Raw genomic sequence first — 19,349 nt, forward strand, 5'->3', positions numbered from 1 at the left:
AGTATCAGGATAAACAAGCCAAAGAGGAAGAGGAGCGTCAACAGCACTTAGCACTTTCTTGAGTAGAAAGGCACCCTTCTAGGGTGCCCTTAAGCAAAGCCACCTGCTATGCAGGTGGATTTTTACTGTCAGTCTTAAACCATCTCCTATTGAGGTGGTGATACATCGGTTAAGGGGGGGAACGGTAAAAAGGATTAAGGGTGTTGAAAAATTTTCACGATTTTTGATTTAGCACAGAGAAACGTCAGACTGACGGGCGACTAACCCGGATAAATACTGGTGAAAATACTAATTGTCTGATGTAATTAGTTGAAATAACAATAAAGACAGCGCGATATGGCCCATCTTGGCTGGAAAGATGTTGTAAAAAGTAGGTTTCGGAAATCTGCTGCTTTTTGCTCTGTTGGTCTGGAGTTTGGCCAGCATGGAGTGATGCTGTCGTTATTGGCATTGAAGAAAGGGCAACCATTCTGGGTTGCTCAGCACAAAATGGACATAAAGGACTGGCCTCTTGCTCTGAGTAAGTGGGTTGAGAGTCACCGTGCGGCAAACACCCCCTGTCATTTGGTCTTTTCCACCAACCGCTATCAGCTGTTACAAGTGGAGCGGCCTCCGGTGCCTGAGCCGGAAATCTTACCGGCGCTGAGCTGGTCCGTTCGTGAACTATTAGGTACCTCTGAGGAAATGCAGGTCGATTATTTTGATTTGCCTGCGCAGCCGTCTGGCTCCAACAAAATTAATTTAGTCGCGGTACCTAAAAGTCTGGTTGAAGAGCTGGTTCAAGGTATTACCCAAGCTGGTTTACAACTTGCCAGCATAGGTGTCGAAGAGCTAAGTCAATGTGATTTACTCGAACCCCATCATGAGGCGCACATCACCTTGCTGCAGGAGCCGGGCGAAGAAATATCGCTGAGTATTCTCAAAGACGGCAAGCTTTACTTTACCCGCCGGTTGCGTGGTTATGAGCAATTGAGCAGTTATGGACTGGAACAGATTCATCAGGGGATTGCGGATAGCCTGAGCCTCGAAATTCAGCGCTCTATGGACTATTTCGACAGTCAGTTGCGACAGGCGCCGGTTAAGCGGCTGTTGCTCTGTATTGATACGCCTTTTATGACTGACCTGGCGCAGCTGTTAAAAGAGGCAACCTTGCTGGATACGCAGATTATTCAACCTCAATTGGCGCATGCCGAGGGCTTGAGTTTTACATCTGGCAGTTTAACCAGTCTGGGAGCCGCTATGCGTCAACTGCGGGGAGACGAAGCATGAAGTTTCGGGTAAACCTCTACTCGGAGGACATGCGCCCCCGCTATGAATTACTCACACTTCCCTTTGTGCTGTCGGTCTGGGTTTTGGTTGCTGTTCTGCTGGCCGTTGGCTGGTGGTACAGCGAACGTCAGCTAACGGAGTGGCAGGCTATTGCCGAACATGCCGAGCAGCGATTACAAAATCAGCGGGCACAAGTCGCTGCCCAGCAGCAACTGCTGGGAAGGGAACCCAGTGAGGTTTTGGCCAAACGTATATTGGCACTGCAAAAACAGATTGATACCCAGCAGCATATTCTGACCTTATTAGATCAGCAGGGCAGCGCGGGGCCGGGCTACGCGACTTTTATGCAGGATTTAGCCAAATACCACCAGGACGGCGTCTGGTTAAATCAAATTCAGGTGAATGGAGCGCATTTATCTCTCAAGGGCGGTGTACAGTATAGTGAAGCATTGCCAGCTTGGCTGGAGAAGCTCTCACAATCCCCTTACTTCCAGGGTAAGGAGTTTTCCAACGTGGCCTTGACCCGCGATGGGCAAGACAATTTGCAGTTTGTGCTCAGCTCAATGTTTCCCGGTCAAAAAGGGGGAGACAATGAGTAGCTACCAAAAACTTAGCGAAGCCTTTTTGTCCCGCTCGCTCAGAGAGCGAGTGTGGCTACTTTTAGCGGGTTTGTTTGTGCTCTTGTATGGTGGCTGGTACTTGCTACTTGACCCCAGATTTACTGCGTTAAAGGCCCAGCAGAGCAGCCATCAAAGTCGATTGAGCCAAGGCCATGGCTTGCAACTGCAACTAAATGAATTGCTGGCAGCCAACGTCGACCCGGATGCACCACTGAATCAGCGTATTAATGAGCTTTTGTCCGAACAGGAAAGGTTGCGACAGACCTTAGCAGAGCAAACCCGTCAGCTTATTCCGGCTAAACGTATGAAGGAGGTTCTGCAGGAGCTGTTAGCCGAACATCCGGAGCTAAAGCTTATTGAACTGAGTTCACAGCCTGCGGTTAATGTTATAGACCAAACCAATGGCGACAGTGAGCTGAGTTTGTATCGACAAGGGTTGGTACTGATTGTGGAAGGGCGTTATTTTGCCATCCAGGCATATTTGCAGCATTTGCAATCATTGCCCTGGCAATTTTACTGGCAGACTTTTGACTATCAGGTGGCTGAGTACCCCACGGCCCGGTTGCAAATAGAGCTTTATACCCTGAGCACGGGTAAAGCCTTTGTAGGAGTCTAACCTTGATATTGACCTCTGCTTATCTGGTGCTGCTATTGGGAACGGATGCGGTTGAATTACAGGATCCGACCAGGCCGCCGACAACGCAAAAAATGGATGAAGCATCCTCTGGTGCACATGCCGCATCGTTGCGGGTCAGCGCCATATTTATTGCCGAAGAACGGCGTTATGCCATTGTAAATCAACGTATTATGTATGTAGGTGACAAGTTGGGTGATCTTGTTGTGGCGGCGATCCACGCCGATGCGGTGCACTTTAGTGAGCATGGCCAAACTCGGGTAGTGGTGTTGAATGATACCAAGGTGAAGGACAATACCGATGAATTTTAAGTTCTCTGTACTGCTTACTCTGATTTGTTTGTTGACTGCCTGCCAGACGAATGATGGTGGCCAGACAACGGCGACACAGTTACAAAAAGCAGTGGATGAACAAGGCAGCTCGTCCGTTGTGCCGGCTACAGCATTGCAAACACTCCCTAGTGAGGTGTCGGCGCTATTGTCCAATAGTGCGGGAATCAATGAACTGTCTGCTGGTTTGTTCAGTGAAGAGCGTTTTGATGTGAAAGCGGAGCAGGTAGCCGCCGCAGCGTTTTTCAGTGGCTTGGTTGAAGGCACACCCTTCAGCGTAGCAATTCATCCGCAGGTGCAAGGCACTATTTCACTCGACTTGAAACAGGTGACACTGCAAGAAGCGCTGGATTTAACCGAAGAAATGTATGGTTATGATGTTCAGCGTAGCGGCAACGTATTTCGGGTATATCCCTCAGGCATACGCACAGAAACTTTCACGGTCAATTACCTGTTGATGACTCGTGATGGCACAACGCAATCCAGCATTATGTCAGGTGGCGTGTCACAGTTTGACAATAACAGTGCTAATAATGGCGGTGCTAACAACTTTGGTGGCAACAGCCAGACCGGCGGCAATCAATACAGCAACAATTTCAATGCCAACAACAATGTAAACGGCACGAATATTCTGACCCGCACGCAAACAGACTTCTGGAAGGATTTGAAAGAAGCCTTAATAAGCCTGGTGGGAGGGCAAGGCGGACGCAGTGTCATCGTATCGCCGCAAGCAGGCCTGGTTACTGTTCGCGCTATGCCTGATGAACTGCGCAGCGTGCGCGAGTTTCTATCTCGCTCACAACAAACTATTCAACGTCAGGTGGTGCTCGAAGCGCGGATTATCGAGGTATCGCTTAATGATGATTACCAGCAGGGGGTAAATTGGAATCAGGTATTAGCCAATGTCGGCAGTACAGATTTTCGTTTTTCAACACAAGGCTTTACGGCGGTGAACAGCCTTACCAGTACTCTGGGAGGTGCTGCTAGTCTGGCGTTTGTGAACAAGGATTTCAGCGGGGTAATTAACTTGCTGTCAACGCAGGGCAATGTGCAGGTATTGTCCAGCCCGCGGGTGACGGCAATTAATAATCAGAAGGCGGTGATCAAGGTAGGCGATGACGAGTATTTTGTTACCGATGTGTCCAGCCAAAGCACCATCAGTTCTTCCACAACCGCGGTGACACCAAACATTGAACTCACCCCGTTTTTTTCGGGAATCGCCCTGGATGTCACACCGCAGATAGATGAAGACGGCAGCGTATTGCTGCACGTGCATCCCTCGGTTATTGAAACCGAAGAACAGGAAAAGGTCGTCACCCTGAATGAGGAAAAATTTGTCTTGCCTCTGGCGCAAAGCAATATCAGGGAATCCGATACTATTATTCATGCCCGCTCTGGTGAGATTGTCGTGATAGGTGGTTTGATGCAAACCATTATCAGCGAAAGCCATTCCAAAACGCCGGTTTTGGGCAGCATTCCGCTGCTCGGTGAGCTATTTAAAAATCGTCGGGAAGTGGAGCAGAAAAAAGAGCTGATTATTCTGCTCAGACCGACTGTAGTCGGGCCGGATACCTGGCGTAAGCAGTTAATGCAAAGCCGCGATCAGGTGCGTGACTGGATTGGTGAGAACTGAGCATGTACTTGTACCACTTCGGCTTGCGGGAATTGCCTTTTACGCTAACGCCTAATACCAGTTACTACTTTGGTTTGCCCAGCCATAAGCAGGCTATTGAGGTTCTGACCTTGGCTTTGAAAACGGGCGAAGGTTTTATCAAGGTAACGGGTGAAGTGGGCACAGGCAAAACCTTACTATGCCGCAAGTTGTTGAATGAATTACCGGATCATTTTGTTTCTGCTTATATTCCCAATCCCTATTTGTCGCCAGAGGAACTGAGGTTGGCGGTGGCCAGAGAGCTGGGAGTCAATTTCGATGGCCCTGTCGATCAACAGCAATTTACTCAGCGCATTCAGCAGCGCCTTATCGATATCCACCGCCAGGGTCAGGCGGCCGTGCTTATCATCGACGAAGCTCAGGCTTTGCCGGTGGAAAGTATTGAAGCGCTTAGGTTGTTCAGTAATCTGGAAACCGAATCGCAAAAACTCCTGCAGGTGGTGCTGTTTGGCCAGCCAGAGCTGGATGCCAAGCTGGCTTTGCCCGAATTGCGTCAATTGAAACAGCGCATCGGCTTTAGTTATCAGCTATCCGCCATGGACCTGGACCAACTCACCCAATATGTACGACACCGTATGCAGGTCGCTGGTTACCGGGGGGGGGAAGTTTTCAGTACGGCCTGTTGCCGCAAATTGTTTCGCGCTTCCCAGGGTACGCCGAGACTGGTGAACGTGCTTTGCCACAAAGCCCTGATGTTGGCCTTTGGTGAAGGCAAGATGCAGGTCACGCCGACCCATATACAACTGGCAGTACAAGATACCGAGGCCGCTATTCAGTCTTCGGCTATCGGCTCCTGGTCATTGTTAGTGATTGTACTATCCGGCTTAGTGATGGCAGGGGCCGGTTATTGGCTATGGTTGAGGTGGCTATGAGCGTTGTAAATAAAATGCTCAAAGATCTGGAAAACCGCCAGGCAGCCCCGGCCGGTTTACAGGCCGAATATCAGCCACCCGCCCCACGTCGTTCGGTTTGGTGGTTGTTTGGCGTGTTACCAATAGCACTGCTGGTGGCATTGGCTTACTGGTTGATTCCACAATGGATACAGCCCGAGAAGGTAGACGTTTCAGCACAGGTTGAGCCTGTTCGGTTAGCCAAACCGGTGGAGCGCGTAACCGAAAAGCAAGTTGAAGACGCTAAGGTTCAAGCCCAGGATACTGAGCCGCAGCCGCAGCCGCAGCCGCAGCCTGCACTTGCTCAGACGCTGGTGTCTGAGGAACCTCAGGAACAGCAAAATCCCACCTCTGAGACCGCCACTGTAGTGAAAGATGAAGTACCTGTAGCTGAGGGTAAGCTAAGTATTTCCAAGCAAGCATCGGAGCAGGATCTGCAATGGGCAGGGCTTAAAGAAAGGGCAAAACATGCGCTGGCACAGAATCAGTTTGAATCGGCGCAAAAACTGTTAACCCAAATGCTGCATATGCAACCTCAACAACATGCCGTGCGTTTACGTCTGGCAGAGCTAATGTATGGGCTTGGCCAAGTTGGAGGCGCTAAACAGTTGCTGCAAGACGGGTTAGCAAGTTTCCAGGAAGAGCCGTCACTGCGGTTAATGCTGGCGCGTATGTTGGTTGGAGAGCAGCGCCAGACCGAAGCTCTGGTTTTACTTAAGCAACACCAACCGTCAATTCTAGCTTATGCGGATTATTTCGCTCTGCGCGCGCAGTTGGCGCAGCAAGCCGGCGAGCTGCCGTTAGCGGTGCAGGATTACCTGTTGCTGAGTGAATATCAGCCACAGAAAGTGGAGTGGCGGATGGGGCTGGCTGTCAGTCAGGATCAACAAGGGGAAGTTGAACAGGCTCGTGAACACTATCTGTGGCTAAGTCACAGTGGCAAGCTCAATTCTTCACTACAAAGCTTTGTAGTGCAGCGCTTAAGTGCGTTGGAGGGGCAGTAGTTATGCAACCCAAACTTAAGATGCGTCTTGGCGATTTGCTGGTTCACGAGGGTGTTATCAGTGAAGAGCAGTTGCAACAAGCGTTAAATGCTCAGCGTCAGTCCGGGCGCAAGTTGGGTCACACCCTGACGGATTTGGGACTGGTGAGTGAAAACCAACTGCTGACATTTTTGTCCCAGCAGTTGAACGTACCTTTTATTGATATCAGCACTCGCTCCTTACCGCCTGAGACGATCAAACTATTGCCAGAGGTGCAGGCTCGCCGCTATCGGGCTTTGGTGCTGGAAAATAACCTCGATTACATTCTGGTTGGTATGAGCGATCCTGCCGACCTGGCTGCGCTGGATACACTGGCTAATTTGCTGAAAAAGCCGATTAAGGTTGCTGTGGTAAGGGAATCGCAACTGCTGTCGGCCTTTGACAGGCACTACCGGCGTACCGAAGACATTGCCTCTTTTGCCCAAGAACTGGCCAGTGAGCATCGTGAAGCCACTGAGTTTGATTTTGCTGATATGGGCGCGGAAGAGGAAGATACCGCCGTCGCCAGATTGCTCAAATCCATATTTGAAGATGCGGTGCAAATGCAGGCGTCGGATATTCATATTGAGCCCGACGAACAATTGCTGCGTATCCGTTTGCGGGTGGATGGAGTACTGCAGGAAAACCTGATTAAAGAAAGCAACATCGCGTCGGCCTTGGTGTTACGTCTGAAGCTAATGTCTGGTCTGGACATTTCTGAGAAACGTTTACCGCAGGATGGGCGTACCCATATCAAGGTAAAAGGCCATCACATCGATGTGCGCCTTTCCACCATGCCGGTACAGCATGGTGAATCCGTGGTAATGCGTTTATTGGATCAATCCGCTGGCCTGCTTACCCTGGAAGAAACCGGCATGCCAGAGGCAATGCTGGTGCGTTTTCGTCAGCTACTTAAGCGTCCCCATGGCATGGTGTTGGTCACCGGCCCTACCGGCTCGGGAAAAACCACCACTTTATATGGCGCATTAAGTGAGTTGAATCAGCCGGGGGTAAAAATTATTACCGTGGAAGATCCGGTGGAATATCGCCTGCCACGGATTAATCAGGTGCAGATTAATCATAAAATCGGGCTGACCTTTTCCAATGTGTTGCGCACCACATTGCGACAAGATCCGGATGTCATCATGGTAGGTGAGATGCGCGACCATGAAACCTCAGAGATTGGCTTGCGCGGCGCTCTGACAGGTCACTTGGTGTTATCTACCTTGCATACCAACGACGCTATTAGCAGCGCTATTCGACTGTTGGACATGGGCGCGCCTGGCTACCTGGTGGCCAGCTCTTTGCGCGCTATCGTGGCCCAGCGTTTGGTCAGACGGGTTTGTATGCACTGTGCTGAACCCTATCAACCGGACCGGGATGAACTGTTTTGGTTAAACAGTCTGGCGAATGATGTCAGCAGCATTGAATTCAAACATGGCAGAGGTTGCGACCAGTGCCATCAAACCGGCTACCACGGTCGTATTGGTGTCTTTGAGTTACTGGAAATGACCGAAGGCATGATGAGTGCACTTAAAGTTGCTGATACCAATGGCTTCAGCCTGGCAGCAAAGAAATGCAGCGGGTATCAGCCCCTCTCAAAGGCCGCATTGGATTATGCCAGACAGGGCCTGACCACAGTTGAGGAAGTCTTAAAACTGGTGGAAATGGTGTTAGACGACCAGGCCATGCCTAAGGTAGCGGAGGCTAATAGCTGATATGCCACAGTTTGACTACCAAGCCCGTACGCGAGATGGTTCAATGCTTACCGGTTCTCTGGATGCTCAGGATCAGGCCAGCGCCGCTCAAGTGTTATTAAACAGGGATTTGGTACCTATTGTTATTCAGGCCAGTGTAGAAAAGGGCAAGTGGCAGATAACCTGGTTTCGATCCAGAGTAGGCCTGGACGGGTTGGTAATTTTTGCCCGACAAATGTATTCGCTGACGAAATCAGGGATCCCAATTTTGCGGGCAATCGGCGGTTTAGCTGAAAGCAGCAGTTCGGCGAGCATGCGCGAAGCTTTGCTGGATGTGGTTGAACATATGGAGCGCGGACATTCACTGTCTAATGCGTTGCACAGACACAAGAACGTGTTCAATAGTCTGTTTGTCAGTGTTGTGCATGTAGGGGAAAACACAGGTCGGCTTGACGAAGCTTTCCGCTTGCTGGCGCAATATCTTGAGCGGGAACAAGAAACCCGTAAGCAGATTAAGGCCGCCACGCGTTATCCGATCTTTGTGTTAATTGCCATAGTGATTGCCTTGGTGATTATGAATATCTGGGTGATCCCTACCTTTGCCGGTATGTTTGCCAAGTTGGGGGCCGACTTACCTGCCATGACCAAAGTGCTTATCGGTATGTCCAATCTGTTTGTGCACTATTGGCATTTGATGTTGCTGGCTGTTATTGCTGCTTGGCTGATGTTGCGGCGCTATTTGCAAAGTGAGCAAGGTGCTCTGAACTGGGACAGATACAAGCTCAAGCTATTTGCTGTAGGCAGCATACTTCAGCGCTCATTATTATCCCGTTTCGCGCGCAGCTTCGCCATGATGACGCGAGCAGGAGTGCCATTAACCCATGCCCTCAATCTGGTCGCCGATGCGGTGGATAACAAATATATGGCCAAGCAGATTCTGGAGATGCGCCGCAATATAGAAAAGGGGGAAAGCCTCTCAAGGGTCTGTGCAAGCAGTAAGCTATTTACCCCTTTAGTGTTGCAGATGATTAATGTTGGCGAAGAGACCGGCCGGGTGGATGAACTGCTTACCGATGTCGCCGAGTTTTACGAGCGTGAAGTGGAATATGACCTGAAGAGCCTGACCGCCAAGATTGAGCCGATTCTGATAGGTATCGTGGCGATAATGGTATTAGTGCTGGCATTGGGGATCTTCACACCCATGTGGGATATGGCTAGCGCCTATCGGGGGAGGTGAGATGAGTGATCAATCAGTTAGTGAAAGCAACCTGCAACGCCTGATGATTCAGATCATCATAGTCACCCTGTTTGCCCTACTGATGGCGTTCTTTATCTGGTATCTGAATGACAGTGAAGATGATCTTAAAAAGGTTAGTCTGGATTTGCTGGCTGACGAAATGGCTGAAGCCGTGGTGGGGGCGAAATGGCAATGGGAAGCCGAGGGGCGTCCGGCCCGTATACTGCAGATTCGTTATAACAGTGTAGGTAAAGAAGTGGATAGGCGGCCTATCGCCATGAGTCATATAGGTTGGCCGCGGGTTGAGCCCACTAGCGACGGCTGTGCAGGGTTGTGGAAGTCGGTGTTAAATGTACCGATGGAAGTACAGAGCTTTAAGGTTTATGGCGAGTACTTCGACGGTGTAAGCCTGACCGGCAACGCACTGGACAGTACTTGTCGATTCCGTTTGTCCACAGGACCATATTTTGAGTACAGGATTTACACCGGCCAGGTTATTAAGCAATGACTAAGCTGAGGAGCAATTCCGCCAACAAGGGGACGGGAGCAAGATGAAAAAGCACAATCAACAGCGGGGCTTTACCCTAATCGAACTGGTTATTGTGGTGGTGGTACTGGGGTTGCTGGCGGCCGTGGCTTTGCCACGCATGCTGGAGGTGACGGATGATGCACAAAATGCCACGGTCGAAGGTGTGGCGGGTGGCTTTGCTACTGGTGTTGGGCTGATCCGCGCCCAGTGGGAATTAGAAGGACGTCCGTCAGAAAACAACGGTACGAATAGTACCTTCGTTACCGTAGGCGGCATTCAGATTGGCATCGATAAGAATACTGGCTATCCAAGCGGCGAGTTGGCTAACGACAGCAGTTCGGAAGATGACGCTGTGGGGGATTTGGACTGTGTGAGCATTTTTAACTTAATTATGCAAAGTGCGCCAACCATTACACCTGATTGGAATCAAAAACCTTTTGCAAATTATCGCTACTATACCAGGGCTGGGGATGGTGCGGGCTCGGGCGGTAATGATGTTTGTTACTACTATCTGACCCAGTCGATAAAGAATAAACAAGCTGCGCCCACCGACAATACGGTAGGGGACGGTTTTGTGTATGACCCTCGAATTGGTCAGGTCATAGTTTTTAGTCGCCCTTAATAGGGCCAGGCATACGACACCACTTTCGCCATTGAAGGTGGTGATATAACCTAACAGATATACTAAGAGTTTGTTTTAAAAGGGGTAGGTGATATGAAACAACGTGGTTTTACATTAATTGAGCTGATCATCGTAATCGTTATTCTGGGTATTCTGGCGGTAACCGCCGCGCCTAAGTTTATTGATATTCAGTCGGACGCGAAAGCTGCAACGCTGGATGGTGTAATTGCTTCTATGCAAACAGCGAACTCGATAGTTTATGGGAAGTCTTTGATTGCAGGTAATCAAGGAGTTGCTGAGGCTGGGACTAATGGGCCAACCGTTCAAGTGAACGGCAATCCTGTATTACTGAATTTCGGATATCCTTCGACATCAAATGTTGATTCCAATGCGGCCGCAGATTGGGGGCAACTATTGAATGTTACCGATTTTACTATTGCAGTCGCTACTATTGACGACAACGGTGCTGTTACAGGATCTGCGAACGGTATTGTTGTTTATTCAGGTACCGCGGCGCCCACAGGTACGGCTAACAGATGCTTCGCATTTGTTAAAAATAATCGCACAGCATCTTCTGCTGAGGGCGCGGGAATCATTGTAGGTAAAGTCACCACCGACTGCTAACTTGATGCTTGGATAGGGAACGACCTTGAAAACCGCCGGTTTTACCTTGCTGGAATTGATTATAGTGATCATTGTCCTTGGGATACTGGCGGTGTCTGCTGCCAGCCGCTTTGCGGGCAAGGACGGCGTGGTGGAATATACCGTGCAGGCACGGGTGGTGGCTGCACTACGTAATATGCAGGCCCGTGCTATGCAAGATACTCGGGCTAGTTTCTGTTTTCAGATTAATTTCGCAGTAAGCGATTTTGGTCCGCCTGACTATACCCATACCTCTGCAACCCAGGCCGATCTGGCTTATGCGCTAAACGGCGGTGCAAGCCAGGCTGCCAGGACCTGTAGCACTGTGGTCGGGGCTTTTACGCCCGAATATTTGCGCAGTAGCAGTGGCGAACTCACTAGTGAAGGGATACAACTGTCGGTTTTAGATGGCGCAACTAGCCTTGATCATATTGGCTTTGACAGCTTTGGCCGTCCGGTTAGTAACCAAAATCCAGCTAACCCGCAACCTGTCTGCCAGTCAGCTTGTCAGGTGCAGATTAGCGGCGCTATAACCACTAAGGTCTGTATTGAGCCAGAGGGCTATATCCATGCCTGCCCGTAATTTGGGCTTCACATTGATGGAAATGGTGATTGGTATTACTGCCTTTGCCGTTGCCTTAACCATGATCAGTAGCCTGATTCTGCCTCAGGCCAGTCGTAGTGTTGAACCTATTCTTCAGGCCCGCGCAGCACAACTTGCTCAGTCATTATTAAATGAAATCAGTGGCCGGGCGTTTGACGAGCATTCAGATCGTGCCGGCGGGTTACTGCGCTGCGGAGAAGATGCTGACAGGCCCGAAGACGGTATTCAAGCCGATGAATTGTGCACGCAACCTGCGGCACTAGGTTGTGAAGAAGGCGGGACAAATAAGGATTTGTATGATGATGTGGACGACTATCTGTGTCTGAATGGCTTAAGCGCCGCTGCCATTTTTGATGCTGCGGCAGCGGAAGCGTCTTTACTCAGCGATGACGCAGCGCTTTATCAGGGCTTTGTAGTTGGTGTGCAGGTCTTTTATGACCAAAATATGGACGGCCAGGCTGATGCTGTAATAGGCAATATGAAACTCATCACCCTGACCGTGACAACCCCGATGGGGCAGCCCATGGTGTTTTCCACCTATCGGGGGAACTACTGATATGCGGGCCCGAAAACGCGGTTTCACCTTGATGGAAATGGTGGTGGTGATCACCATTTTAGGCGTGGTGTCTTTAGCTGTTTTCAGCTTTATTGGTATGGGTACCCGCATCTATGTGGATGCCACAGAGCGTGACCAACTGCTAAGTGAAGCACGTTTTGTCGTGGAACGATTAAGCCGGGAACTGCGTAATGCTGTACCTAACAGTATTCGTACTCGTCAGGCCAACGCCAACAACAGCCATTGTATTGAGTTCGTGCCAGCCAAATGGAGCGGCTACTATCTGGATGTGCCGGTGGCACCCGAACCGGCAGCATCTGAGGTGAAGGTGTTAACCTTAAGCGGGGGCAGTGACAGCTATAATTTCGTCAATGGCGATCGTTTGTTGGTTTACCCAATTTCATCGGTGAATGTCTATAACTCTACGGCTTTGCCCAGGGCTCAATATCCTATCGCTGGGGTGACTGGTCCCGACGCTGATAATCTAATGACTATCAGTTTGGCCTCCAGTATTCAGTTTGCGGCAGACTCCCCCTCGTCGCGATTTTACATAAGCGGTCAACCGGTTGCTTATTGTTTCTGGCGTGAAGGGGGCGAGAGTGACGCTTGGTTGTATCGTTACCAGGGCTATGGTTATCTCTCCAGCCCAACTAATAGCAATACTAATATCGGCCTGATTAAAGCAAGTTTAGCCTCCTTGATGGCAAAAGATGTGCAGCCATACTCACTGGTGACTGCGGAGGATGAGTTACCCTTTAAGGTCAGGCCAGCCACCTTGACCCGAAATGCGTTGGTGCAGATTAGGCTGCGCTTTATGCTAAATGAAGAAATTGTCACCTATCATTATGAAGTGCAGGTGCCTAATGTGCCCTGATAAACACAAACAAGGTGGCAGTATGTTAATGATGGCGATGTTCATACTGGTGGTATTAGCCGGATTGGGATTTGCACTCTCGCGGGTTCTTTCAACCTCCAGCGATACGATTGTCACTGAAGTGTATGGTGTCAGAGCATTACAAGCAGCCAAAAGCGGCTTGGAAAGCCAGTTAGTCGCCGTTTTTCCGCTAGGCTCAAGTGCGAGTGAACCGGCGGCCTGCCAAACGGATGCACTATTTCAAACCCTTTCTGTGCCGGGGTTAGAAAATTGCGCTTATCTGCGTCGCTGCCAACACGAGGACTATGCGACCGCCGGTATTCGTCTTTACCAGTTTTCTGTGACGGGGGCCTGCCAGGCCGGTGATGCGGTGATAAGCCGCACGCTGTCTGTTGATGCCAGGGAGGGGCTATGACCCGCTGGCTCAGCTGGTTCTTATTGATGGTGACGTGGCAAGTGTGGGCGGTTGACTACAGTCTTCCTAATGGCCCATTGCCAAGCGGTTGTAAAAGGGCCGGTTCGACGGTCACGTGCCCGGTACTCTCTTTAAGTTGGAATGACAGCATCTCTGTCAGCACCAACGTCTTATTAAAAATTAACGGCAATGCTAGCTTGTCCAATGCCAAAGTAAACCAAAGTGGCAGTGCTTCCAGGTTAACCATTGAGGTTTCGGGCAATCTCACTTCAGGGTCTGATTTTCGGGCTAAAGCCAATATCACAGTCGCAAAGACGGCAGATTTTGGTTATGCCAATAGAGTGGTTGGTAATATCTCCGCACAGACAATTGAGACGGGTTCCAGCAGTTCGTTTAGTGGTGATATGAATGCTACTAGTATTGATACTGCATCTGACAATCAGATTACAGGGAACCTGACCGCGAGCATTATTGAACTGGGCTCGAGTAATACCCTGGTTGGGGGACTATACGGCGGAACGATAGTTACGGGTTCAGCCAACAATATTACAGGACCGATTCAAGGTTCGGATGTCACCATCAGCTCCAGTAGCAGCCGCATAGAAGGTGATATATCTGCCAGTGGCGAGCTGCTGATAGGCAGTGGCACCACAGTGATTGGTGATCTAACCGCATACAGCATTGACACGATCAGTGCGGTGTATTTGACTGGCAAGGTCAATGCCAGCAGCAGCTTTATACTTGCCAGTGGCAGCAGCTTAACCGGGAATGTTGTTGCGCCTATAGTAGATATTAAACCGTCAAATGCTGTTGTATATGGCGACATCCTGGCGAGCACGTCATTAACTATCGGCAGTAATGGCAGCGTTTACGGCAATATTGAAACCGGTCAGGCGATTTTGAAGTCTTCTAACGCATTAGTGGACGGCAATATTGTGGCAGACTCCTTGGTGGTGGTGGATTGGGGGGGGCGGGTCACCGGTGATGTTACCGCCAGTCATATCACCAACAATGGCACCATCGATGGGGGAGTCTACTGTGATTCCTCAGATGGTTACACCCCCACCAGTTGCAGTTCACCTGCTGCTCAGGTGCACCATTTCCTGCTTAGTCACAGTGGTTTAATGGCCACGTGTGAGAGCCAATACCCTGTGAACGTGATTGCCTGCGGAGATGCTGCTTGTGCGACACAGGCCGAGATTACCGCCACGGTCGAAGTAGCCGAAAAAAACGGTAAGCTAGCCTCGGTCGTTGCAAATTTTAATAACAGCAGCCAGACCAATATAGTGATGGCCATTGACCCACAGGCCCTTTATCCGGCAACTTTTGAGCTCAACACCGGTGCTATTAGCGGCACTATTCCTTCAAATACGGCAGCCTGCGTAAAAGGCCAAACCGGCCAAGCTTGTCAGTTTACTGTCAAAGATAGTCTGTTGCGCTTTGTGCGAAAGAACACCAGTGATACCGCGCTTAGCCATCAGGTAGCTGGCGTGGCGTTTGAACTAGATGTGCAAGCTATTACCACCGATGCGGAAACCGGGTTTTGTAACGCTGCACTGACTAACAATCAGGCACTTTCCATTGATCTTGGCTGTCAGGATCCTGGTACGTGTAGCAGCGGCAACTGGTTGACCGTAAATAATGTTTCACTGGGTGATGCGCCGGGCACAATCCAGGCCGATTTTGGTGATACAGGGCAAGCTACTTTAAATGTACGCTTTGATGATGCCGGAAAGATCACCTTGGCCGCCGCGACCACCAGTAACAACAGCAGCAAACAACTGAGTGGTACCTCATCTGCCTTTACCGTAAGGCCAGCCGCCGTGGCCATTGAGATAAAAAACTCCAGCGGCAACAGCAGTTCATTCAGCGGCGCTTATCACGAGGGTGACGTGTTTGCCGAAGCCGGCGAGACATTCAGCGTAAGATTGAGTGCCTTGAATGCGCTGGGTGGCACCACCAATAACTTCGGCAATGAAGCCGCGCCGAGAAAACTGGTGATTGTCGACCATGAACTACTGGCACCAACGCCGGGGGAAAGCGGCAATCTGACTAATCAGGCCGCGTTTACCAAAGTGAATACTACTTCTGGGGTGTTTGAAAACCTCAATGTCAGCTTTTCTGAAGTGGGCGTGATTCGCGTGAGCGTTGATGTTGACCAGGACTATCTGGGCGCAGGGAAAATATTGCCCTTAAGTCAAAGTGAACCTATCGGTCGTTTTATTCCGGCTTACTTTGCCCTGACCGATGATAGCATTACCCCGGCGTGCGGATTGGTAGGGGAGACACCCGCGCCATTTACCTATATGGGGCAAGGTTTTGGGCTAACGGCTAATATCGTCGCCAAGAATACTGCTGGTACCACCACCCAGAACTACATGGGGCCGTTTGCCAAATCAGCCAATCTGGCCCTTATGGCTTATGAGGGTGAAGTGCTAAGCGACAGATTGTTGCCAAATGAGTTGGACACCCTATGGGATAAAGGAATAGCTGGGATTGATGCAAATATTGTGTTTTCCCGGGGAACCAGTGCTGATGGGCCTTATGATGCATTATTGTTGGGGATCAGCATCAATGACAGTGACATGGTAGCCATGCAAAATGTGCATACTGACTTGTCTCCGGCGCAAAATGTTGCCAGTGGTTCTCCAATGAAAATGCGCTACGGCAGGGCCACATTACTCAATACTTTCGGGCCTGAAACAGAAAACTTACCTCTGCCTTTGGTTGTGCAGTACTTTGATCAAGCTAGTAATCAGTGGCTGACCAACGAATTGGATAACTGCTCTGTATTCAATGCCGGTGAATTGTCGATTCTGAGCAAAACACCATCAGGCATCCTTACAAAGCCTGCGGGAAGTGGCACAGTGTTAAGCGGACAACCGCTATTACCTAGCGCGGGTTTTATACTCAGCCCAACCAATATGCAGGGAGAGGTTTCACTGCAATGGCAAACACCCTTTAGCTGGCTTTTATACGACTGGCAAAATTCTGGCATCCAGGAAGGTCCTAAAGCCAAAGCAAGCTTCGGCCAGTTCCGTGGTAATGACCGTTTAATTTTTCAACGCGAGGTATTTCCCTAAGCCCCGCCACTGGCTTTAGTTGGCATAAAAATCGTTAATTTGCCGCTTTGCAGCCTTGTCTGTACCCAAAAGGGAATTTTTCTTGCTTTTTTATACCTAATGCCTTGTCCACACAACTTGTGCAGGGGCGGGGGCATTGGTAAAGTTAACCAGTTTGTCGTAAATGCTAAATTTAGCCCCATTTTCGTTAAATGGCGGCAGTTAAGGACCGGGTCAGTACATGTTCAAAAAGCTTCGCGGAATGTTTTCCAATGACTTATCTATCGACCTGGGTACAGCCAACACCCTTATTTATGTAAAAAACCAAGGCATAGTTTTGAATGAGCCCTCTGTGGTGGCCATTCGTCAGGAGCGTGCCGGAGGTCCAAAGAGTGTAGCAGCGGTGGGCAGTGAGGCCAAACGCATGCTGGGTCGTACCCCGGGCAACATCAAGGCCATCCGGCCGATGAAGGACGGTGTGATCGCCGACTTCTATGTTACCGAAAAGATGTTGCAGCACTTTATTAAACAAGTGCATGACAATAATTTCCTACGCCCCAGCCCGCGTGTGCTGGTGTGTGTACCTTGTGGTTCAACTCAGGTTGAGCGTCGTGCTATTCGTGAATCTGCACTGGGCGCGGGTGCTCGTGAGGTGTTTCTGATTGACGAACCTATGGCAGCGGCTATTGGTTCAGGTTTGCCGGTATCAGAAGCAACAGGTTCAATGGTAGTCGATATCGGTGGTGGTACTACGGAAGTCGCGATTATCTCATTGAACGGCGTGGTGTATTCCTCTTCGGTGCGTATCGGTGGTGATAAGTTTGATGAAGCTATTATCAACTATATCCGTCGTAACTTCGGCTCCTTGATTGGTGAAGCTACCGCAGAGCGTATCAAGCATGAGATTGGCGCGGCCTATCCGGGCGAGGAAGTCCGTGAAATCGAAGTGCGTGGTCGTAATCTGGCAGAAGGGGTACCGAGAAGCTTTACCCTGAATTCCAATGAGATATTGGAAGCGTTGCAAGAGCCACTGACCGGCATAGTGTCGGCCGTTATGGTGGCATTGGAGCAGTCTCCACCTGAACTGGCCTCAGATATTTCTGAACGCGGTATGGTGTTGACCGGTGGTGGCGCTTTGCTGAAAGATTTGGATCGTCTGCTGATGGAAGAAACCGGTATTCCGGTGGTAATCGCCGATGACCCGCTTACCTGTGTCGCCAGAGGTGGTGGTAAGGCTTTAGAGATGATCGATATGCACGGCGGCGACCTGTTCAGCTACGAATAATCGGTTAATTAGAGGCGGCGTAAGCCGCCCACTCGTTTTTAGGCGTCTGTCTTGGATACTATTTTTTCCCGCGGTCCGTCACTGACCAGCAGACTGGTGCTTGCCAGTGTGCTGTCTGTGTTGCTTATCATCCTGGACGGCAAGTTGGATACCTTCAGCAATGTCAGGGTGTACCTAAACTCCCTGGTCAGCCCTCTGCAATATATGGCTAATCTACCCGGCGAAGTGCTAAGCCAGAGCGCCCGGGCGTTAACCACTCAGCGTCAGTTGTTGGAAGATAATGCCCAGCTCACTCGTCAAAATATTCTGATGAGTGAGCAATTGCAGCGTTTTTCAGTGTTGGAGCAAGAAAACGAACGATTGCGCACTTTGCTCGGTTCGCCAGTGCGCCCCGATGTGCGCAAAATTGTGGCCGAGCTGATGGCGGTTGATAACAACCCCTACAGCCACCAGATCGTAATTAACAAAGGCACCTTGCAAGGTGTGTATGAAGGGCAACCGGTGCTGGATGATAAAGGTATCGTTGGCCAGGTGATGCAGGTAGGCACTACCACTAGTCGGGTATTGCTGATTGCCGACGTTACCCATGCTGTGCCGGTTAGAGTGTTGCGTAACAACGTAAGGCTGGTGGCTTCTGGTTCGGGGCAGTTGAACCGACTGGTCATCAACCATGTGCCGCACAGTACCGATATTGAACCTGGCGATGTACTGGTTTCTTCCGGCTTAGGGCAAGTTTTTCCAGAAGGTTATCCGGTTGGGCGCATTGTTGATGTCATACGTGACGAAACCCGTCCATTCGCTGTGATTCGTGCCGTGCCTGCTGCACAGTTGGACAGATTGAAGTACCTGTTATTGCTGTGGCCACATGATGCACCGCAGGGGCCGGTTGAACAAGGAGAGGTCGTTGATGCGCCTCAGTCTTAAACATTGGGCCATTGCCATCAGTTTGTTGGTGGCGCAGATGCTGCAAATTATGCCGATGCCTATTATGGTCGACCCCTACCGACCCGACTGGGTGTTGCTGGTATTAGGCTATTGGACCTTGGCTTTACCGCAGCGAGTTAATGTCGGCGTGGCCTTTATCAACGGTCTGGTGTTGGATATTTTACTCGGCACAGCGCTTGGCATTCATAGTCTAGCGCTCAGTCTGGTGGTCTTTATCCTGGCTGCCAACTACCAGCGCCTGCGCAACTATTCAGTGTGGCAACAGGCCTTTATGATTGGCCTGTTGGCGGCGCTTTATCACCTGGTGATATTCTGGCTGCAGCACATGCTGACCGATATTTATTTCCTGTTCGATTATTTATGGCCAGTCTTTACCACCATGCTGTTTTGGCCATGGTGTTTTATGATTCTGCGCAAGGCGCGCAGACAACTTAAGGTAAGCTGA

The 19,349-nt window shown here is 50.2% G+C and carries 20 protein-coding genes; all 20 read left to right on the forward strand.

What is annotated here, in order from left to right:
* Positions 1-432 precede the first annotated feature (432 nt).
* The 20 genes from KJY73_RS20505 to mreD all read left to right on the forward strand — a co-directional run bounded on the left by KJY73_RS20505 (position 433) and on the right by mreD (position 19,349).
* Entirely contained in the window at positions 433-1,269 is an 837-nt protein-coding gene (locus KJY73_RS20505) for an MSHA biogenesis protein MshI (protein WP_214345514.1), read from the forward strand.
* Complete coding sequence (locus KJY73_RS20510) at positions 1,266-1,868, forward strand: PilN domain-containing protein (protein ID WP_214345515.1); 603 nt, start codon at positions 1,266-1,268, stop codon at positions 1,866-1,868. Before KJY73_RS20505 ends, KJY73_RS20510 begins: the two co-directional genes overlap by 4 nt.
* On the forward strand, positions 1,861-2,505 hold the full coding sequence (gene gspM / locus KJY73_RS20515) for a type II secretion system protein GspM (protein WP_214345516.1): 645 nt from the start codon (positions 1,861-1,863) through the stop codon (positions 2,503-2,505). Before KJY73_RS20510 ends, gspM begins: the two co-directional genes overlap by 8 nt.
* A gap of 2 nt (positions 2,506-2,507) precedes the next feature.
* A complete protein-coding gene (locus tag KJY73_RS20520; protein WP_214345517.1) occupies positions 2,508-2,834 on the forward strand; it encodes a hypothetical protein in 327 nt (108 codons plus the stop codon).
* Positions 2,824-4,485, forward strand: a complete 1,662-nt coding sequence (gene mshL, locus KJY73_RS20525; RefSeq protein WP_214345518.1) for a pilus (MSHA type) biogenesis protein MshL — start codon at positions 2,824-2,826, stop codon at positions 4,483-4,485. The genes KJY73_RS20520 and mshL overlap by 11 nt, the downstream gene beginning before the upstream one ends.
* 2 nt (positions 4,486-4,487) lie before the next feature.
* On the forward strand, positions 4,488-5,396 hold the full coding sequence (locus KJY73_RS20530; protein WP_214345519.1) for an ExeA family protein: 909 nt from the start codon (positions 4,488-4,490) through the stop codon (positions 5,394-5,396).
* Entirely contained in the window at positions 5,393-6,418 is a 1,026-nt protein-coding gene (locus tag KJY73_RS20535; protein ID WP_214345520.1) for a tetratricopeptide repeat protein, read from the forward strand. Before KJY73_RS20530 ends, KJY73_RS20535 begins: the two co-directional genes overlap by 4 nt.
* Positions 6,419-6,420: 2 nt before the next feature.
* On the forward strand, positions 6,421-8,154 hold the full coding sequence (locus KJY73_RS20540) for a GspE/PulE family protein (protein ID WP_214345521.1): 1,734 nt from the start codon (positions 6,421-6,423) through the stop codon (positions 8,152-8,154).
* A 1-nt stretch (position 8,155) separates the two neighbouring features.
* Entirely contained in the window at positions 8,156-9,370 is a 1,215-nt protein-coding gene (locus tag KJY73_RS20545; RefSeq protein WP_214345522.1) for a type II secretion system F family protein, read from the forward strand.
* Position 9,371: 1 nt separating this feature from the next.
* Positions 9,372-9,878, forward strand: a complete 507-nt coding sequence (locus KJY73_RS20550) for a hypothetical protein (protein ID WP_206593105.1) — start codon at positions 9,372-9,374, stop codon at positions 9,876-9,878.
* Positions 9,879-9,921: 43 nt separating this feature from the next.
* A complete protein-coding gene (locus tag KJY73_RS20555; protein ID WP_214345523.1) occupies positions 9,922-10,521 on the forward strand; it encodes a prepilin-type N-terminal cleavage/methylation domain-containing protein in 600 nt (199 codons plus the stop codon).
* 93 nt (positions 10,522-10,614) lie between these two features.
* On the forward strand, positions 10,615-11,145 hold the full coding sequence (locus KJY73_RS21975; RefSeq protein ID WP_206593107.1) for a prepilin-type N-terminal cleavage/methylation domain-containing protein: 531 nt from the start codon (positions 10,615-10,617) through the stop codon (positions 11,143-11,145).
* Between the two features lie 25 nt (positions 11,146-11,170).
* The gene (locus tag KJY73_RS21980; protein WP_214345524.1) at positions 11,171-11,746 is read left to right on the forward strand and encodes a prepilin-type N-terminal cleavage/methylation domain-containing protein; all 576 of its coding nucleotides are present in this window, start codon (positions 11,171-11,173) and stop codon (positions 11,744-11,746) included.
* Positions 11,733-12,323: a type IV pilus modification PilV family protein gene (locus tag KJY73_RS20570; RefSeq protein ID WP_214345525.1), complete on the forward strand. Its 591-nt coding sequence runs from the start codon at positions 11,733-11,735 to the stop codon at positions 12,321-12,323. Before KJY73_RS21980 ends, KJY73_RS20570 begins: the two co-directional genes overlap by 14 nt.
* A gap of 1 nt (position 12,324) precedes the next feature.
* Complete coding sequence (locus KJY73_RS20575) at positions 12,325-13,197, forward strand: type II secretion system protein (RefSeq protein WP_214345526.1); 873 nt, start codon at positions 12,325-12,327, stop codon at positions 13,195-13,197.
* Complete coding sequence (locus KJY73_RS20580; RefSeq protein WP_214345527.1) at positions 13,187-13,612, forward strand: type II secretory pathway protein; 426 nt, start codon at positions 13,187-13,189, stop codon at positions 13,610-13,612. Before KJY73_RS20575 ends, KJY73_RS20580 begins: the two co-directional genes overlap by 11 nt.
* Positions 13,609-16,695: a polymer-forming cytoskeletal protein gene (locus tag KJY73_RS20585; RefSeq protein WP_214345528.1), complete on the forward strand. Its 3,087-nt coding sequence runs from the start codon at positions 13,609-13,611 to the stop codon at positions 16,693-16,695. Before KJY73_RS20580 ends, KJY73_RS20585 begins: the two co-directional genes overlap by 4 nt.
* 220 nt (positions 16,696-16,915) lie before the next feature.
* Positions 16,916-17,959 (forward strand): rod shape-determining protein, encoded by a 1,044-nt coding sequence (locus KJY73_RS20590; protein WP_102794482.1) that lies wholly within the window; start codon positions 16,916-16,918, stop codon positions 17,957-17,959.
* A gap of 51 nt (positions 17,960-18,010) precedes the next feature.
* Positions 18,011-18,883 carry a rod shape-determining protein MreC gene (gene mreC / locus KJY73_RS20595; RefSeq protein ID WP_206593113.1) on the forward strand — a complete coding sequence of 291 codons (873 nt, stop codon included), beginning with the start codon at positions 18,011-18,013 and terminating at the stop codon, positions 18,881-18,883.
* On the forward strand, positions 18,867-19,349 hold the full coding sequence (gene mreD / locus KJY73_RS20600) for a rod shape-determining protein MreD (RefSeq protein ID WP_206593114.1): 483 nt from the start codon (positions 18,867-18,869) through the stop codon (positions 19,347-19,349). Before mreC ends, mreD begins: the two co-directional genes overlap by 17 nt.

Origin of the sequence: Bowmanella yangjiangensis, assembly GCF_018531185.1 — a bacterium.
GTDB lineage: Bacteria > Pseudomonadota > Gammaproteobacteria > Enterobacterales > Alteromonadaceae > Bowmanella > Bowmanella yangjiangensis.

Excerpts from the sequence above, each read along its gene's own strand:
- KJY73_RS20505 (WP_214345514.1), top strand. The coding sequence starts at position 433 with ATGCTGTCGTTATTGGCATTGAAGAAAGGGCAACCATTCTGGGTTGCT.
- KJY73_RS20510 (WP_214345515.1), top strand. The coding sequence starts at position 1,266 with ATGAAGTTTCGGGTAAACCTCTACTCGGAGGACATGCGCCCCCGCTAT.
- gspM (WP_214345516.1), top strand. The coding sequence starts at position 1,861 with ATGAGTAGCTACCAAAAACTTAGCGAAGCCTTTTTGTCCCGCTCGCTC.
- mshL (WP_214345518.1), top strand. The coding sequence starts at position 2,824 with ATGAATTTTAAGTTCTCTGTACTGCTTACTCTGATTTGTTTGTTGACT.
- KJY73_RS20530 (WP_214345519.1), top strand. The coding sequence starts at position 4,488 with ATGTACTTGTACCACTTCGGCTTGCGGGAATTGCCTTTTACGCTAACG.
- KJY73_RS20535 (WP_214345520.1), top strand. The coding sequence starts at position 5,393 with ATGAGCGTTGTAAATAAAATGCTCAAAGATCTGGAAAACCGCCAGGCA.
- KJY73_RS20540 (WP_214345521.1), top strand. The coding sequence starts at position 6,421 with ATGCAACCCAAACTTAAGATGCGTCTTGGCGATTTGCTGGTTCACGAG.
- KJY73_RS20545 (WP_214345522.1), top strand. The coding sequence starts at position 8,156 with ATGCCACAGTTTGACTACCAAGCCCGTACGCGAGATGGTTCAATGCTT.
- KJY73_RS20550 (WP_206593105.1), top strand. The coding sequence starts at position 9,372 with ATGAGTGATCAATCAGTTAGTGAAAGCAACCTGCAACGCCTGATGATT.
- KJY73_RS20555 (WP_214345523.1), top strand. The coding sequence starts at position 9,922 with ATGAAAAAGCACAATCAACAGCGGGGCTTTACCCTAATCGAACTGGTT.
- KJY73_RS21975 (WP_206593107.1), top strand. The coding sequence starts at position 10,615 with ATGAAACAACGTGGTTTTACATTAATTGAGCTGATCATCGTAATCGTT.
- KJY73_RS20570 (WP_214345525.1), top strand. The coding sequence starts at position 11,733 with ATGCCTGCCCGTAATTTGGGCTTCACATTGATGGAAATGGTGATTGGT.
- KJY73_RS20575 (WP_214345526.1), top strand. The coding sequence starts at position 12,325 with ATGCGGGCCCGAAAACGCGGTTTCACCTTGATGGAAATGGTGGTGGTG.
- KJY73_RS20580 (WP_214345527.1), top strand. The coding sequence starts at position 13,187 with ATGTGCCCTGATAAACACAAACAAGGTGGCAGTATGTTAATGATGGCG.
- KJY73_RS20585 (WP_214345528.1), top strand. The coding sequence starts at position 13,609 with ATGACCCGCTGGCTCAGCTGGTTCTTATTGATGGTGACGTGGCAAGTG.
- KJY73_RS20590 (WP_102794482.1), top strand. The coding sequence starts at position 16,916 with ATGTTCAAAAAGCTTCGCGGAATGTTTTCCAATGACTTATCTATCGAC.
- mreD (WP_206593114.1), top strand. The coding sequence starts at position 18,867 with ATGCGCCTCAGTCTTAAACATTGGGCCATTGCCATCAGTTTGTTGGTG.